This window comes from Mycolicibacterium houstonense (assembly GCF_900078665.2).
Classification (GTDB): Bacteria; Actinomycetota; Actinomycetes; order Mycobacteriales; family Mycobacteriaceae; genus Mycobacterium; species Mycobacterium houstonense.
The window spans coordinates 2,796,206-2,812,874 of sequence record NZ_LT546207.1 but is presented as its reverse complement, the minus strand read 5'-3'; the positions used below and the strand labels follow the sequence as shown (position 1 = coordinate 2,812,874).

The 16,669-nt window shown below is 61.9% G+C and carries 14 protein-coding genes and 2 pseudogenes; 11 read left to right on the top strand and 5 right to left on the bottom strand.

Annotated elements, in window-relative coordinates:
- Positions 1-127, top strand: a pseudogene (locus BN4332_RS34370) (class I SAM-dependent methyltransferase); the annotation flags it as partial.
- Here BN4332_RS34370 and BN4332_RS14185 read toward each other — a convergent pair.
- The 3 genes and pseudogenes from BN4332_RS14185 to BN4332_RS14175 all read right to left on the bottom strand — a co-directional run bounded on the left by BN4332_RS14185 (position 114) and on the right by BN4332_RS14175 (position 3,722).
- A pseudogene (locus tag BN4332_RS14185) lies at positions 114-2,424 on the bottom strand (ABC transporter permease). The pseudogenes BN4332_RS34370 and BN4332_RS14185 overlap by 14 nt on opposite strands.
- A 29-nt stretch (positions 2,425-2,453) precedes the next feature.
- Positions 2,454-3,149 carry an ABC transporter ATP-binding protein gene (locus tag BN4332_RS14180; RefSeq protein ID WP_066899029.1) on the bottom strand — a complete coding sequence of 232 codons (696 nt, stop codon included), beginning with the start codon at positions 3,147-3,149 and terminating at the stop codon, positions 2,454-2,456.
- A 231-nt stretch (positions 3,150-3,380) separates the two neighbouring features.
- Positions 3,381-3,722, bottom strand: a complete 342-nt coding sequence (locus BN4332_RS14175) for a nitroreductase family deazaflavin-dependent oxidoreductase (RefSeq protein WP_066899019.1) — start codon at positions 3,720-3,722, stop codon at positions 3,381-3,383.
- A gap of 650 nt (positions 3,723-4,372) precedes the next feature.
- Between BN4332_RS14175 and BN4332_RS14170 the strand changes: the two genes are divergently transcribed.
- Both BN4332_RS14170 and BN4332_RS14165 read left to right on the top strand, forming a co-directional pair.
- Positions 4,373-4,975, top strand: coding sequence for a helix-turn-helix domain-containing protein (locus BN4332_RS14170; protein ID WP_066899018.1), 603 nt, complete (start codon positions 4,373-4,375; stop codon positions 4,973-4,975).
- 235 nt (positions 4,976-5,210) lie between these two features.
- A complete protein-coding gene (locus tag BN4332_RS14165; protein ID WP_066899017.1) occupies positions 5,211-6,977 on the top strand; it encodes a DNA methyltransferase in 1,767 nt (588 codons plus the stop codon).
- A gap of 311 nt (positions 6,978-7,288) precedes the next feature.
- Here the strand turns inward: BN4332_RS14165 and BN4332_RS14160 are convergent, their stop codons facing one another.
- Complete coding sequence (locus tag BN4332_RS14160) at positions 7,289-8,449, bottom strand: hypothetical protein (RefSeq protein ID WP_066899016.1); 1,161 nt, start codon at positions 8,447-8,449, stop codon at positions 7,289-7,291.
- 261 nt (positions 8,450-8,710) lie between these two features.
- On the opposite strand from BN4332_RS14160, the gene BN4332_RS14155 reads away from it, so the two are divergent.
- From BN4332_RS14155 to BN4332_RS14120, 8 genes are all read left to right on the top strand, one after another.
- Positions 8,711-8,923: a DNA-binding protein gene (locus tag BN4332_RS14155; protein WP_066899015.1), complete on the top strand. Its 213-nt coding sequence runs from the start codon at positions 8,711-8,713 to the stop codon at positions 8,921-8,923.
- 308 nt (positions 8,924-9,231) lie between these two features.
- A complete protein-coding gene (locus tag BN4332_RS14150) occupies positions 9,232-9,891 on the top strand; it encodes a hypothetical protein (RefSeq protein ID WP_066899014.1) in 660 nt (219 codons plus the stop codon).
- Positions 9,879-10,139, top strand: coding sequence for a hypothetical protein (locus tag BN4332_RS14145; RefSeq protein ID WP_066899013.1), 261 nt, complete (start codon positions 9,879-9,881; stop codon positions 10,137-10,139). The genes BN4332_RS14150 and BN4332_RS14145 overlap by 13 nt, the downstream gene beginning before the upstream one ends.
- Positions 10,140-10,250: 111 nt before the next feature.
- Positions 10,251-12,431 carry a bifunctional DNA primase/polymerase gene (locus BN4332_RS14140; protein WP_160110856.1) on the top strand — a complete coding sequence of 727 codons (2,181 nt, stop codon included), beginning with the start codon at positions 10,251-10,253 and terminating at the stop codon, positions 12,429-12,431.
- 311 nt (positions 12,432-12,742) lie between these two features.
- Positions 12,743-13,615 carry a hypothetical protein gene (locus BN4332_RS14135; protein WP_084459275.1) on the top strand — a complete coding sequence of 291 codons (873 nt, stop codon included), beginning with the start codon at positions 12,743-12,745 and terminating at the stop codon, positions 13,613-13,615.
- 124 nt (positions 13,616-13,739) lie between these two features.
- Positions 13,740-14,378 (top strand): recombinase family protein, encoded by a 639-nt coding sequence (locus tag BN4332_RS14130; protein WP_074133068.1) that lies wholly within the window; start codon positions 13,740-13,742, stop codon positions 14,376-14,378.
- On the top strand, positions 14,378-14,629 hold the full coding sequence (locus BN4332_RS14125) for a DUF4314 domain-containing protein (RefSeq protein ID WP_066899010.1): 252 nt from the start codon (positions 14,378-14,380) through the stop codon (positions 14,627-14,629). The genes BN4332_RS14130 and BN4332_RS14125 overlap by 1 nt, the downstream gene beginning before the upstream one ends.
- Positions 14,630-14,631: 2 nt before the next feature.
- Entirely contained in the window at positions 14,632-16,110 is a 1,479-nt protein-coding gene (locus BN4332_RS14120; RefSeq protein ID WP_066899009.1) for a tyrosine-type recombinase/integrase, read from the top strand.
- Here the strand turns inward: BN4332_RS14120 and BN4332_RS33225 are convergent.
- Entirely contained in the window at positions 16,107-16,628 is a 522-nt protein-coding gene (locus tag BN4332_RS33225; RefSeq protein ID WP_160110854.1) for a hypothetical protein, read from the bottom strand. The two genes, BN4332_RS14120 and BN4332_RS33225, sit on opposite strands and share 4 nt — an antisense overlap.
- Positions 16,629-16,669: the final 41 nt, after the last annotated feature.

Below are 16,669 nucleotides of genomic sequence, written 5' to 3'. Positions count from 1 at the left end.
CCGCCGCACCGTCGACGCGATCGGCGCGGCCGGATTCGACACCAGCGGGCTGCGCAGCGTCCGGCGCACCCTGGTACCACCTCCCTGCACACCACACCTGCAGGGAGTGGCCACTATTCGACGCTGACCGCCTCGATGATGTTGAGCCGCGCGGCCCGTCGCGCGGGTGGCACGGACCCCAGCAGGCTGATCGCCAGCGCGCCGAGGGTGAACACCATCGCCATCGGGCTCGGCCGGAACGTCACGTCGAAGTTCATGATGTCCCCGCTGACGAGGCTGAACAGCCATTGATCGACCAGGCCGAGCGCCAGACCCAGCACACCGCCCACGATGCCGATGGCGGCCGCCTCGGCCAGCACCATGGCCAGGGTGTAACGGCGGCTGGATCCCATCGCCCGCAGCACCCCGATCTCACGACGTCGTTCGAGTACCGACAGCGTCAATGTGTTGAGCAGCGCGACGGCGGCGACGAACACCACGATGATCCACACCGCGTTGGCGATCAACATGCTCTGGTGCAGCGGTGCCTCGAGGCCGGCGAGTGCGGTGCGGCCGTCGTAGGTGTGGTTCGGCGCCTGCGCCACCCGGGCGATGTCCTGAAGCAACCGGTTCGGATCCACGCCGTCGGCCGCGGTGATCTGCAACGTCGTCGACCCCGGTCGGTCGAACCAGGCCCGCAGCTGATCGAGGTCCATGCCCACGGTGCCGATCACCGTCGAGAAGTACGGGACCAGGGCCAGCACGGTGGTCCGCTGCGGGCCGTGGGGCGTCTGCAACTCCAGGGCGTCGCCCGTCTTCACGCCGAGTGTCGTGCCGAGGTTCTGGGAGAGCACCACCCCGCGGCCGGCCAGCACGTCGTCGCGGATCCGGTCGTCGAGCGCGCGGAAGAGCGGGTCGTGGGTGCCGGGAGCGAAGCCGTCGAGCAGCACGCGGGTGCCGCTGACAATGGCGAATCCCAGGGCACCCTCCGTCACGGTCGCAACCCCCGGGACGTCGGCGAGCTTCTCGGAAAGGCCTTGCGGCAGAAGGTCGGTGGGGTACTGGTCGGGCGAGTTGGCGCTCACCCACGCGTCGACGTCGGCGACCGGCGCGAAGATGTCGCGGGCCGAGCGGATCATGTCGTTGTTGGTCCCCGTGATTACCACCGTGGTGACGACGGCGATCAGCACGGTCATCACGGTGGCCCACACCCGCCGCGGCGCGCGTTCGATCGTGGCCGCCGCCAGTGNTCGAGGCGGCCAGCACCGCCACCGCCGCCACGCCGCTGGTGATGCGCAGCCAGCGGGCCACGAAGTCGGCCGCCGACACCCCGACCGGGGCCAGTGCCTCGATCGGGGACACCTTGTAGACCTGGCGCGCGGCCATCGCAGACGCGGCCACACTGGTGAGTACGGTGGCGGCGATGGCGACCGGGATCGCGTAGCTGGGCAGCCAGTACTCGATACGCGCCTCGAGTCCCTGAGTCACCGTCGGTGGGAGGCGGCCGATCGCCAAGCGGCCCAAGGCGATTCCGAGGAGTGAGCCGATGGTGCCGCCGATCAGCCCGAGGATCGCGGCCTCGGCGAGCATGTCGCGGACGATGGTGGTGCGCCGGCCACCGATGGCCCGCAGCATCGAGATCACCGGGCGGCGTTGCGCGATCGCCATCGTCATCGTCGTGTAGATGAGGAACGCGCCGACCACCAAGGCGACCGCCGCGCCCATCAGCGCCATGTAGTTCATCAGTTTGACGCCGTCGCCGGCGCGGGCGGCCCGCAGGCTCGGGTCGGCGACGATGGCCCGGCCGCCCACGGCGGCGGTGACCTGGTCTCGCACCGCGGCCAGATCGGCGTCCGGTGCGATGGTGATCAGTATCGAGTCCAGTTGGCCTCGGCGTCCCGTCACGCTCTGAGCCACCGGAAGTGGGGCCAGCACGTAGTGGCCGCCGTTGAGTTCCGCGAGTTGCTCACCCCCAAGCACGTCCGCGACGGTGACCGACCCCGAACCCAGCTGAAACGTCTCGCCTTTCGCGTGACCGACGGCCGGACCGACACGAACTCCCTCGGCGGCGGTGGGGGCCTCGACCTGCACACCGACCGCGTCTTTCAGCGCGCCCTCCAAGGCGCGGCTGCGGTCGTCGGCGCCGAACAACAGCACCGGCTCGGCCGCGGTGGGTGCGGACATCCGGATCATCGGTGCTGCGGTCGCGACACCGGGAACCTTGGCTACGTCGGCCAGCACCGATTCGGGGAAGCCCGCGTCGGTGATGCCCGAGACCTCCAGCGCGGCGACGCCGGCGATGCCGTCGGCCAGCCGATTGACCGACCCGGTGATCGAGCCGAAGATGCCGAAGATCGCGACGAGATACATTGCCGATACGGCCATTACGGCGATCGAGGCCAGTGTGCGCCGCCGGTGCACGGTGAGCTCGCGCAGGCTGAACACTCGCAGCCGACTTGCCGTGGCGGCGAGTCTCACCGGACCACCGATACCTCGTCGGAGCCCAGCCGGCCGTCCTGCAGCGTGATCACCCGGTCGGTGGCCGCCGCGGCATCGGCATTGTGGGTCACCATCACCACGAGGCGACGGCTGCCTTCTTCGTGCGCGACCTCGCCGAGCAGCGTCAAAATGGCCGCGCCCGTCGTGGAATCCAGGTTGCCGGTCGGTTCGTCGGCCAGGATCAGCGGCGGGTCCATCATCATGGCGCGGGCCACCGCGACCCGCTGCATCTGACCGCCGGACAGCTCGGAGGGCCGGTGCTCGGTCCGGTTGCCCAGACCGACGCGCTCCAGCAGCTGCACGGCCTGCGGTTTGACCTTGCCCAGCCGGACCCCGTCGAGCAGCTTCGGCACCGCCACGTTTTCCCACGCCGACAGGGTGGGCAGCAGGTTGAAGAACTGGAAGATGAAGCCGACCCGATGGTGGCGGAATGCCGACTGCTGCTCGTCGCCGAGGCGCCCGATCTCCTCGCCGTCGAAGGTGATCGACCCGGAATCGGGGGAGTCCAGCGCGCCGAGCAGGTGCAGCAACGTGCTCTTACCCGCGCCCGACGGGCCGATGATCGACACGAACTGCCCGCCGTTGAGCTGCAGGCTGACCTCGTCGAGGGCACGCACCGGCTGTCCGCCGACCTTGTACTCGCGCACCACGTCGCGCAGCTCGATGGTCAGTTCGGGCATGGCCGCCTCCCGAGGCTCGGGATAGGGGGAGCCTACGCCCGTTGTGGTGCCCCAACTGGCCGTATGCGCGTCTCTCTTGTCTCCGCGAGTGTGCGTGTTTGCTGCCCGACACGCCGCATTTCGTCAGTAATCTGCGCACGCTCGGCGGGGTTGAGCGATCAGAATCTGTTCCCACCACGGCTGCGACGCCGGTTTCGACACCAGGGTCGCGCCGCCATATTTTCACGACCCAGCTGTGGAAACCGGCGCCAATGAGGCAACGAACCGCGCCTTCTGGTCGGTGGCCGGGATGATCCGAGGATTGGTCAGCCGGTAGTGCCTGCCGCGATGCGTCATTCCCGCCCTACCCGCAGCCTGGATGTTGCGCACCCAATCCGAGTGCGTGCCGTAGTTCAGCACCACCCAGACGGACTTCGCGTCGACGAACGCCATGACCGGCGTGCGGTACGGCCGGCCCGACTTGCGGCCGGTGTGCTCGATGACCGCCATGTACGGCAGCCACGGTGCCCACAGCCGCTGCACCGGGTTGGTGACATACTTGTTGAACTTGGCGATCATTCGCATCGCGCGTGGTCCGAGGATCGATGCGATCCTTTCGGCAACTACGGCAATAGAATTCGCGATACTGCTCGGCATGTGCGGCCCCCGTCGCTGTCCAGCCCTGCCGGTTATTCAACCACCGCGACACACCCCCTCTTCGCACCTCTTTCGGCGCACTCTCCGCGCGAGAGTGGGCTGGCAATCTTCGCTCACCCGACCGCCAGGTACGGTGCTACCGATCGCCCCCATAGCCCAATTGGCAGAGGCAGCGGACTTAAAATCCGCGTCCCTGGTCTGATTAGAGTTGCTGTAACGCCGTCTCGAGATCCAATTTCGGATCTAATCCCCTAATCTTCCTAGGTCGGAACGGTTGCCGGCTGCATCAGATCGGATCTGTTGAACATCTACCCAGTTTGCCCAGTTGGCGGCAGTTTGTGGACGCGGTGTGGACGTAGCGAGTCTGCGCAGCGGGTGGGCGCTTTCTGTTACACGGTCAATCGCAGGTGTACTGTGGCGTCTGCAGCAGCTCCGCGACGCGGTGTATGGCCGTGGTTGCCCGGTTTGCGTCCGGTTACCAGACGTGGCCCCACAGAAGCGAGTTGTTGAGAGCGCACCCCACTGGGCGCTAGGTGAGCAAGGGGTTTCCCTGTTCGCGCCTATCTATAGGGGTACCGATGTCTGTCGCCGATGATCACGTCCGCACGCACGGGCAGCCACTGAATCATGATGCAGCCCTGGAGCTAGACGAACAGATCCAGGTTGTGGCCGGTAAAACCGGGGAGCACCTGGACTACCTGTCGGCTCTGCTGCTCGAAGCCAAGGCGGGCGAGATCCATAAGTCCCTAGGGTTCCCAAGCTGGACGGCGTATTCGATCGAACGGCTCCGGCCAATCGCGGTGGCGCTGAACGTTCAGGACCGACGGACGCTGGTAGCTCAGCTGCACAGGCACGGCTTGAGTGTGCGGGCTGTCGCGGAAGCCGTAGGTATGTCTAAATCCTCGGTGGGCCGACAGGTGTCCCAATGTGGGACAGGTGGCGAGGCCGCGCAGTCGGCGGAGACCACGACTGGCACAGACGGCAAGGACTACCCGCGCCGCCGTAACGGTGGACCTAGAGGACCGCTGCCCGCTGAGATGGCGTTGAAGCGTTATAGGTCAGCTATCCGTAACTTGGACGGCCTTCCGGAAGAGGCTGAGTCTCTAAAGGATCGGATCTGCGAGGAGATCGACGAGCTCATCTCTCTCGTCAACGGTGAGCTGGTGAACCTGGACGGGTAGGTGTCTCTCCCGCCTTGGTTGAAACCGATGGAACCGATGCCGCCCCACGTGCGTCTAACACGTCATGGACGACATAGAGCGCGAGGCAATCCGTGCTGAAGGTGGCGACCCCGACGACCCTGATGCGCAGAACGCCTTAGAGCTAGTACGGCTTGAGCTGGGATTATTAGGCGTGCAACTAGGTCTCGGCGCGCCACTCTTCGACGCGCCCTGACACTCACCTTAGGCTGCTGACGTGGACAAGAACCGGCTGTACTACGGCGACAATCTCAAAGTCTTGAAGGACCAGGGGTCGCACCGAATTGACTCTGAGTCTGTCGACCTCATCTATCTTGATCCACCGTTCAATTCTGAACAGATCTACAACGTCGTATTTGCAACTGCACCCGGCGACCCGAGCGCACAGATACACGCCTTCGACGACACCTGGAAGTGGACGACAGAGACAAGCAGTACGTACAACTTCCTGGTTAATGAGGGTGGTCTCCCGTCCGCGCCAGCCGAAGCGCTTCGCGCAGTGCGGACGCTCGTGAGTGAGACTCCGATGACCGCCTATATGACGAATATGGCCCCTCGACTTGTCGAACTGCATCGTGTTCTCAAGTCAACGGGATCGCTATACCTGCATTGCGATCCGAGCGCTAGCCATTATCTCAAGATCATGTTGGACGCAATCTTCGGGCCGCGTTGCTTCCGTAGCGAAATCATTTGGCGGCGCACCGGCGCCCATGGGAAGGCAAGGCGTTGGACTCCGGTGCACGATGTCATCCTCTTTTACACCAAGACTGACGGCGACGGTTACACCTGGAACCGCCCCACCCTGCCCTACATGAAGGGCCATGTCGAGGAGTATTTCGAGCAAGACGGCGACGAGTGGCGCACTGCGTATTACGGAAACGTCATGACTGGCAGCGGTCTACGTGGCGGAGAGAGCGGAAAGCCCTGGAAGGGTATCGATCCCTCTGCGAAGGGTAGGCACTGGGCCATACCCGGGAAGCTAGTAGAGGATGCTGGCGAGGACTTCACCGGCATGAGTCAGCACGAAAAGCTAGACCGCCTATACGAACTGGGCTTCATCACTATCGAGCCGGGTGAGGCGTGGCCCATCTATTCACACACCATCAAGCCGTCCGATGGAGTGACTGCGCCGGACATCTGGGCATACCAGCCTTACACCGAAGGCACAGTCTTCGACCTGGCCGCACCCGACTTCACTTCGTCGCGCGGTATCGACGCCGATGTTCGTTGGCTGTCGCCGCGTGACAGGGAGCGCATGGGTTATCCGACGCAAAAGCCAGTTGGCCTCCTGGAAAGAATCATCAAAGCCTCGTCGAATCCGGGTGACGTCGTTCTGGATCCGTTCTGTGGTTGCGGTACCACGTTGGACGCTGCGATCAGAACTGGCCGGCGTTGGATCGGAATCGATATCACCTACATCGCAGTTGATCTGATCCGCAACAGGCTGGAGACGACTCACGGCTCCGCCATCGAGGACACCTATGACGTACTAGGCGTTCCGGAGGATCTGGCTGCAGCGCACGCCCTGTTTGAGCGCGATCCACTGGACTTCGAGAGGTGGGCTGTGTCGCTTGTACGCGGAACACCCAACAGAAAGCAGATCGCGGACAGAGGCATCGACGGCAACATTCGCTACTACCGAGGCAAAAAGGAGAAGCCGGGACGAATCGCTGTCAGCGTGAAAGGCGGGAAGCAGCTCAATCCGCAGATGGTCCGCGACCTTGGTGGAGTTGTTGCGCAAGATGATTCGATAGATGGCGGCGTCCTGATCACCCTTTGGAAACCCACGCGCGGCATGCTTCAGGCAGCGGACACCGCAGGCACCTACGAAGATATTGTCAAGAACTCCTATCCGAAGCTGCAGATTTTGACGGTCGAAGAATTGCTGAACGGTGCTCGCGCAAGCACCCCAACGGTTATTCCTCCTTACACAGAGGCCCGTCCAGTCGAAGAGGTAGTTGAGCAGTTGGAACTGGGATTCTAGCGGCCTACGTTCGGCTCACCCGGACGATCGGATCGGACGCTGGTGTAGTACCCCTATACCTTCCACCTTCCGACGGTGGCCTGCCTCGGAGACTGGCCGGCTCGATACCTTCGCCCCAACAGAATTCTGATGCGCTGCTATCCAGTTCGGTCATGTTCAGCGGGCGCTGTATGTCACCCACTGTGCCCACCTTCCTCCCCGGCCACGGTTGCTTGCTCAAGAGCTGCATTGGCGCGCGCTACCGCCACGAGCACGTCGGCCAGATGCGCACGGAGCCACTGAGAGGCTGCTGTATCCATCTGATTGCCTACTTACTTCGGGATCACCGGAACGTCATAACTGCCGCTGGCCTTGATCTGGACAACGGCGGCCTGGCCGCGCCGACGGGTACCAACACCGAAAGCCCTAGACAGGAAGCTGTCTTGGAGCGGGTAGTCGGTGGCTCCCGGAATGACCCGTAGCCCCTGGTAGACCGGGCTCGTGTGCTGCCGGAAACCAATAGCGTTGTCGGGTGAATTCGGCCCGTACGTTGCCACCACGCTGAAGTAGTCCTCAGGGATGAAGTCGCTCTGGATGATCCAGACCGGCCCGTAACTACCTTGCACTGCTAAGCCGTTGTACTTCTCTGGCGCCACCTGGCCGACAATGTTGTCGGGCTGCAGGTAGGCCGGAGCTCCGGCGCTCGGGATGTAGTCATGCTTGGCAACGATCCCGGTGGCGTTCTCTTCGCCAGCCTTGAATGTAGACACAACCTCGGCCTGCGCCGGATTCATTAGAGCCAGTAGTCGGCTGTTAGGTGTGGTACCAAATCCATGCTCGGTCACCAGCTTCGTAGCCTGCTCCAAGTCGCCGGAGTCGATAACCGCGCCACCCGATACAAGATAGTGCTGGTGTGCGGTGGGAAAGCTCTTGCCCAGATATGCGGGAGGCGCCATAGCGTCACCGTTGTATAGACCGTAAACCGAGTGCCCCCATTCGTTTTCACCCTGAGTGGGATCAAACAGACGTTGCAGGATGGTGCCGGTAGTCAGGCGGTTGTCGGCCTCGAGTGCGTAGTTGAGCTGAGCACGGACCTGTTCGGCCGTAGCGTCTCTAAGGAAGAACCTCGTGTAGCGCAGCGCCTTGTCGTAATCCTTGAAGGTGTAACCCATGAGCGCGTATTCGCTAGGCGGCCTGAGGCTCTCAGGCTGACCGTACTCGCTGGCTTCCTCGAAGCTGTCCTCCGACTTGCTCTGCGGGATTGCGTCAGCCGTGTTGGTCGTAGCAAACGTCAGAAGGCTAGTCAGAGCCGAGCGCTCGTTGTTCCAGGCTGCGATTACCTGCGCCACCTCGGCCCAGATGGCATTCAGATCTACACCGTCAGCCGTGACGTTGACCAGAACGTCACCCTGAGTGGCAATACCACCCTCAGCGCCGTAGGGAGGAAATCTAAGAAGATCCGCGAGTGATCGCGGGGTAGTGAGTGTGGTCACTTCAACGCCCTTCGTTGTTAAGGGAACCGGGTCTCGTTGAGTCCCTGGGGAATCAACGCCGGCCCCAACAACATGTGGCGTTGTTGGTAATGCCTTACTTGAGAGCTGGAAGGACCTCTCGCACATGCATTTCTAGGTGCCGATTATACCTGCGTCGGGATCGTCGGGATCCGCTGCGCGCCAGCGCTTTTGGCTTCATCGAACGGCGTCGACCGGCGTGGCGCGGCGTATCATGTTGACAGGCAACGAAAGAAGATCCCCATGTCCCGAACGTATCCACATCTGTCCGACCGCGTGTACTTCAGTTTTGACGATGCGGCGGCATATCTGCGGAGCAAGGGATTGGACAACGCCAGTAAGCACACAATTGATCATCACTACCGGCGCACCGGAAAGCTCACGCCACCCAAACGGGCGGGCAGAAAGGTGTACTGGCACCGCCAACAGCTCGACGCGCTCATCGAGGCGTTGTGACTCAGCAGCTTCCCTCGGCACAAATACGCGCAGTGAAGCTGCGTGGCAGTGACCCGCCCCAGTGCGTAGGACGGGTCACTGTGCTCTGCCCGTTCTGCACTCAACTGCACGCCCACCGCGTATTCACGAACGATCCTGTCCAGTTCACACGCACGGCACCGTGTTCGACAGAGCACGACGTGCGGAGCTACCGGGTTGACCTTGGTGTGCATAGACGTGAGGCTTCCCAGCCTCGCCCTGTGTACGAGTCCGGCGAAGACCTCAACGACAACGCAATTGATTTGCCAGTACCGAATTGGGAGGAATAGATGGGTTTCGATGACGACCTCACCGGCACGTCGCGATTGCAGGAGATGAACCAGCTACTGTCGCAGTCGGAATACGGCAGACCCATATCGCCGGACGACTGGAAAGCTGCGAGCCAAGACGCTGAGCAGCTCAACGCAGTAGTCGCGGATCAGTTTTCGATGTTGGACGACAACCCCTTAGCGCAACGGTTAGCAGCCAATCTTGTGTCGAAGCGCGTTGCGCACTGGCGTTTGACTGGCGAGCGCTGGATTGACGACCGTTTCTGCCCGAGTTATGACGACGGTCGACAGATTGAACTGACGCGGCTGTACGCATTGGTCCACAACAACCTATGCGCGTACCCCTTAGCCAACCCAGCCCAATACAGGCAGGCGGCCGAAGACCTGTTGGAGCTCATCGACAGCTGCCAGGCTGGTATCACCAAGCACTGCCACGAGGCCGATTTGAAGCCAACCGAGCTAGTCGCAATCAAGCGCGGTGAGCACCTCTGTCTGTTCAAGGTCTGCGTGCAGTGCCTGAACGCCCTAGGCACATTAAGCCCAGACAGCGCGGAGTACACCGGCCCACCCGAGTGGTTTGACGACCTCAAGGTTGAGCCACCCAAGGATCTGCCGCCCAACCCCTGGGCGTCGGCAAACGTCGACCCGTGGAGCATCTGATGGCAGGGGTAGACAGCCAGATCCTTGACCTCCACAGGCAAGGCCTTGTCACAGGTGCCATTGCGATCAAGCTGCGAGTCGAGAGTTCATATGTGAGGCAAGTGGTCCGGACACACCTGGAGATCGCCGAAGCGGCCAAGCCGTCGTACACGAAAGAGCGGCACAAGCGCCGAGCACTCGAAGCCAAGGTCGACAAGGCCCAGCGAGAGTTTGAGAAAGCCAAAGCCGCCCTGGCAGATACGGACTAGCGGCGACCCACATTTCAGCAACCAAAAGGCGGTGAAGCCTAGGAGAAAGGAAGTGGCGCCACCCGAATGTGTTTGGCAGACAACGGGTGACGCCACCGGAGATGACAAGTGATGACAGACATCATACCGGCCACCGGCGCAGTTGTCGGCCCCGCCAACGGCGTTGCGCCGCAGAGTCTCACGCAGGACGAGTGGCTACAACAGGCGGACAACAACGGTCTCAACGGGTGGCTCGGTGCGATCCCTATCGGCAAGGAACACAAGGGTAGATACAAACTTCCCTGGGTATCGGCGCACCACGGTTTCTCCGCCTCAGACGCCGACCCGGACACTTGGGAGCAATTGGCCGCGCAGGCAGCGCAACGGAACAACGGCACGGCGGGAATCTTGGCACTGGGCGAGCGGCTGCCCGCTGGTGTGCTCGGTATCGACGTGGACGCCTACGACGGCAAGAACGGCAAGACAACGCTAGAAGACTGGGAACGCCAGTGGGGTCCGCTGCCACCTACGTACATCATCACCGCCCGGCGTGACGGAGTATCGGGCATCCGCCTGTATCGAGTGCCGGAGGACTACTACCCCAAAGAGATCCCGAACAGCGGCGTGGAGTTCCTAGACAGGCATCACCGCTACATCGTCGCGCCGCCCAGCTGGCACCACACCGGCAAGCGCTACGCGCTGTACCTTCCCGGCGGGAAACGTAGTAGGTCTGGTGTTCTGCCACCTGTCGAGAGAATCCCGCTTCTGCCCGACAGCTACGTGTCCGGCTTGCCGGCACTCGCAACCGGGGCGGCGGGGGAGCATGCAACACCTACTGAAGTGGCCGAATTCGCTGCCAAGTACAGCCACGGTCCGCAACCTGACGCTGTGCAGTGGGTCATTGACTTCACGATCAACGCGGCCGATGCCGACGGAACGCGTAACCCGATGCGGGACGCGCTGTGCAAAGCGGCCCGCGAGGCTAAGGGAAGGCGGTACGGCTGGGACAACGCGGTCGAGCAGATCCGCCTTGCGGCGATGCAAGCCTACGAGTCTCGCAGCGGCCGGCTGGATGCTGACGAGTTCGACCGCCTGGTGGCGTATGCCGTAGGTGAGGTACGAGATTCCGACGAGCGCCAGCTGTACGACGCGTGGCAGGATCCCGACTTCACGGCAGTTGACGATCTGTTTGCCTCTGACGTAGACCCGGAACGGCGCATCGAGCAGCTGGTCGCCAAGGAACTAGAGAAGCAGGAAGTCCAGCGTCGTGTCGCTGCGCGCACAGCACAGGCTCTACTGGACAGCTGCAGCGATCAGGCGTTTGACGGCGTGGCCTTCCTTGAGTCAGGTATCGACGCAGAGCCGTTGTGGGGAGTCGGACAACAGGCACTCATGGCGCCCGGTCAAGGCTCGATGGTGTTCGGTACCGATGGTGCGGGCAAGAGCACGATCATGCAGCAGTTCATGTTGGCTCGAACCGGCCTGGGTGACGATGACGTCCTAGGGTTTCCAGTTGACCAAAGCGACCAACCGATCCTCTACCTTGCACTTGACCGGCCAGAGCAGATACGCCGCAGCATCGCCCGCATGGTGGACCTAACCGACCCTGCTGTGCGTGACCGCCTCAAACGCAAGGTGATCGTCTGGCGGGGCGCCCTTCCGTTTCACTGTGACCTGGACCCGAAGGCATTCGCAGATTGGGTGATGCAGATCGGTGGCGATGATCTGGGCCTGGTCGTCGCAGACAGCGTCAAGGACATGGTTTCCAGCTGCACCGAGGATTCTGCCGGTATGGGGTTCAACGACACGGTGCAACACATCACTACCCGTGGTGTCGAGTTTGCGTGCTGTCACCACAACCGAAAGCCCAACGCCGCCAACATGCGGCCGCGCCAGCTGGCTGACGTGTACGGATCTCGGTGGCTTACTGCCGGTTTGGGGTCGGTGCTCAATATCTGGAAGCTGGACGATCAACGCCGAGAGCTTACACAGCTCAAGACTCCCTACGGCAGCCCAGTCGACCCCGTTGAGTACACCGACGATTACACACGCGGCGTATCCAGCACCACAACCAACTGGACCGATGCGCTGGTGTCCGCGTTAGTGACCGCTGGCAGCAGCGGTCTCACAGACGCCGAAGCCGTGGCGGAGGCGTTCAACGTGGCCCCGAAAGATGATGCCTTTCATGCGTGTCGAAAGCGGATCACCCGATTGCTTCGGCACTGGACCGAGGAACCCGGCACCGCATATGAGCGGACAGAAACCCTTAGGAACGGCAAGGAGTACAAGGTATGGCGGATCAAGAACAGCTGAAACCAAGGCGGGACACGGCGTTTGTATGTGGCCCGGCAATGGACGCCCGCGATGCCCGCGCGCATCGTCGCAGGTCACAGGCTTGGACGCGTCCAATGGACGCCTCGAATGGACGGGCATGGACGTCCAGTGGACGCCGACACGAAATCGCATGTCAGGCAATGGACGCGGGCAGTGGACGGTCATGGACGGTGGGAATGGACGCGCCCCACTCTCTAAAGGGGCGTCCATCCGTCCCGAGGCAGGCAGCCAGTTTCGACTATGGCTGCAGGCGAACACAGCACAGATCGATACGGAAGGGCCGATAGACGATGAGCAACGACGAACCCGAGATCATCGACGCGGAAATCGTTGAGAGCGACAATCTCCCAGCTTTGGTGGACGATCAATGGAACGCCGAAGCCTTGGAAGGGGATAGCGTCACACGTAGTAACGGAGTGACGTACACGGCGAAACCGGGCAGGAGTGCTGACGGCGTCTCTCTAAATCCGGAGACAGTTGCCAGGCACGACGCGGCGCTTGCGGCGAATCCCGAGAGACGGTGCGTCGCTACGACTTCCAAAGGGCAGTGTCGCAAATTCGCGATACTCGGCAGCACGGTGTGCAAGACCCACGGCGGCGCTGCGAAGCAAGTAGCAGAAAAGGCACGCGTTCGTGTCCAGAATGCTAGTAACCGATTGATGGGCAAGCTCATTGAGTTCGCGTTCGACGACACGAAGCCACCTGATACACAGCTGCGAGCGATCCGAGATTCTCTCGACCGCGCTGGCCTGCGTCCTCCTGCGGAAGTTGTACTGAGCCAGGGTGAGCAGAAGCCTTACGAGGAACTGTTCGAGGGCATCTCTACCGTCAGTCGCACTGAGTCTCGTAGAGCTCGAGACGTTTCCGATCCTGAGAGTTATCCGCCGGCGTCGAAACTGACCGAAGAACGTAGTAGCTCTAGTGGATACGCACTCAATGTCAGCCGGCCTGAAGCTGACGAGCAGCAGCCCGATACCCCTCCCGCCATGGCTGCTCAGTCCTACGCACAGTCCGCACCGCCACGACGGACTGGGCCCCGCCAGTTCGACCGCGAGCGCGATGCTCAGCCACCTGTGACAGGTGCCGACGCGCTTCGCATCGCCGGGCAGCTGGCGCGTCAGAAGGCCATCGAGAGTCCACACAAGCGCTATCCGCGTCCCTAGAGGTCAGAAGTGCAGGTCAGGACGCTCTGACGGTTTGTGCCAGCCGTTGTACCAAGTCGGCTATAAGTAGTGGCTGAGGTGGATGTCGCCCGACAGCCGCCATAACCACCACCAGGAGAGCAGGATGGACAATACGAAAGCCATAGGCTACATACGGGTTTCGACCAACAGGCAGGCCGACAACGGCTACGGCCTAGAAGCACAGACTGATCAGATCGAGCGGTACTGCGCAGACAACGGGCTGCAGCTGGTCGCGCTGATTCCTGACGTCATGAGCGGCAAGCGCAGCGATAAGTTGTACGGACGCATAGCCGCAATCACAGCTATTCGCACTGGCATGGCGAATGTGTTGGTAGTCAATACTCTTGACCGATCATCGCGCAGCATGGCAGATGGCGCCAAGCTGGTCGCAGACGCGAAGGCCGAAGGTTGGCGCATCGTTGGGCTGGACGGAACCGATAGCAACACAGTGTCGCAACTGACCGCGCACGCCAGACTCCTAGTCGCAGAGGAAGAACGGGAGCTGATCAGCAAGCGCACCAAACAGGGATTGATCAAGGCCAGGCAAGCCGGCAAGCAGCTCGGGAAGCCAAGCACCATCGACCGAAAGGTGGTGCAACACATCATCGAACTGCGTCTTGCCGGCAAGGGCACCAAGGCAATCGCTAACGCTCTCACTGAGTCTGGTGTTGCTGCTCCAAGAGGTGGCGCCTGGTCCTACAGCACCGTTCGTGACGTGCTGGCGCGAGAGGGAGTGGCGTGATGTTGCGAGCTGGTGATCGTGTCCAGATCACGGGCGTAATGCCTGACGAACCTAACCCTGTGCCGGTCGGCACCCAGGGAACCGTAGTGGGAGTCAACCTCTGGGCGCAGCAAGCCGACGTCAAGTGGGACAACGGCCGCAGGCTGTTCCTGCTGCTCGACGTTGACCCGTACGAGGTGATCGCCCAAGCGCCAGAGCCTACCTGCAAGGGCATGGCAGACATACCCAGAGACGATCAGGAAGAGGTGTAGCCGTGGCTGCAACTATCCGCAAGCGCACCACAGGCAAGCTGGACAAGCGTGGCAATCCCTTAGTCAGCTATCAGGTTCGGTGGCGTGAGCCTGTGAGGGACAGTTTTGGAGTCCCGAGCATTGACGATCAGGGGCGGCAGAAGTTTCGGCAAACAAGCGAGACGTTCGACACCGAGCGCAAGGCCAAGGCACACGCTCGCAAGGTGGACAACGCGCTGGAGTCCAGCCATATCGACCCGAGCACCGCTAAGGCCAAGGCCAATCTGCCGCTAGGGCATTACGCCAAGCAATACCTGGACTCGCTGGTGGGCAGCTTGGATGACTCCACGATCGAAGGCTACGAGAAGATCTACCGCACCCACCTTGCGCCCGTATTCGGTAGCAAGCCAGTGGCTTCGATTACGTCGGCAGACGTAGCGAGCTTTAGAGCCAACCTGCTGGCACCGCACGAGTATCACCAACATGTGAGCCGACGTGTCGGTGAACAATCCCCTCGCACCGTTGTGCGCAGCGCTGGCACGGTGAAGCACATCATCGGAACGCTCAAGAGGATCCTAGACACTGCGCAGGACGATCAGGCCATTCCCGCTAACCCTGTGATCAGCGGCCGTCGTCAGCGCACCACGAAGCGCCGTGTCAGCAGTGACGGCAAGGCACCGTTTAAGCACCACCCGTTGACAGCTAACCAGGTAGCGGCGGTACATGACTGGATTGCCTCTGACCACATTGTGACCCGCACTGCGGAGAACAGCAGTGGACCCAAGGGCAGCACTTACACCAGGGAAGGCAACGGTATCTACGCTTTAGCTGTGCTGTTTGCGGCGCATACCGGAGTTCGGGCCAGCGAGCTACAGGGTCTACAGGTCCAAGACATCACCCTCCCCGCCGCGGTTGATAAGGGTCAAGTAGCTACTGTTCGCATTTCACGCACAGCCAAGCGCAAGGGACGGGAGTGGATCTACGGCACGCCCAAGAGTGAGGCGTCAACGGATCGAGTAGTGCCGCTAGCGCCGTGGTTGGCTGAGGAGCTGCGCCAGTACCTGGACATCGTCCACCCGTTTGCCGGCCAAGTGCGCGACGGTAAAGGCAAGACGCACTACATTGCCCACGCGCCACTTTTCCCAGGCAGAGGCAACCGCTACACGTTTGATTGGGCGCACCCTGTTCACGCCGGAAACCTGTACGAGAACTACCTAGCTCCGGCCTGCCAAGCGCTGGGAATCGATAAGGCAGTAGGCGGTACGGTGCGCTTCCACGATCTGCGGCACACGTTCGCCACGATGAACCTGAGCGCGGGGGAGCACTACATGCAGGTGAGCAAGTGGCTGGGACACAGCACTTACGTACTGACGCTAAGCGTGTATGCGGACTACATCACTGAGGAGCAGGTGGTAGTCCCCAAGGTGGGGCGTGGCAGCTCTGGCAGTGCAGCTGGCGCTCTGCCGAGCAACGTAGTGCCCCTACGTCGGAAGGCGAATTAACCCAGGTCCTCAATCGCTTGCTTGATTGCCCGCTCGGCCGTCTTGTATGCGTTTGCCGCCTTGGTGTCGTCGATAGCCGCAGCAGGGTGTCTACGCATATCTGCCCACATCACATGTAGTTCGGAATTGAGCTTGCGGACAGCGTGTTCGGCAGTGCCAAAGTTGTAGAGCGGCAACTTGCTGGCTGTTAGTGCGTGTTTGTCAGACAGCGCTGACATTGTCTCCGCCGCCGCTGCGATCTTCTCTGCCCGCTGTGCTGGGTCCGCAATCTTGTTTAGTCGCTCAAGCGCTCTCGTCAGCTTGAAGACTGCCGCCCAAGCGTCTGTGAGCACGGCAACTTTTTCCGCTCTACGGTTCTCTTTGCGCGTTGTACGGGTCGTGATCGTCACGCCAACCACGGCTGCGACAGCGCCGGTGACTGCAATAGCTGCCGCTATCACGGTCGCCCACGGTTGACTGAGTCCGCCAGCATCCACAGCGGCAGGACACGTATCCGCAGCAAGCCATACGTGAGTCATGACTAAAGCGTGAACGACAGAGGGAGCCTAGGAGACACTTT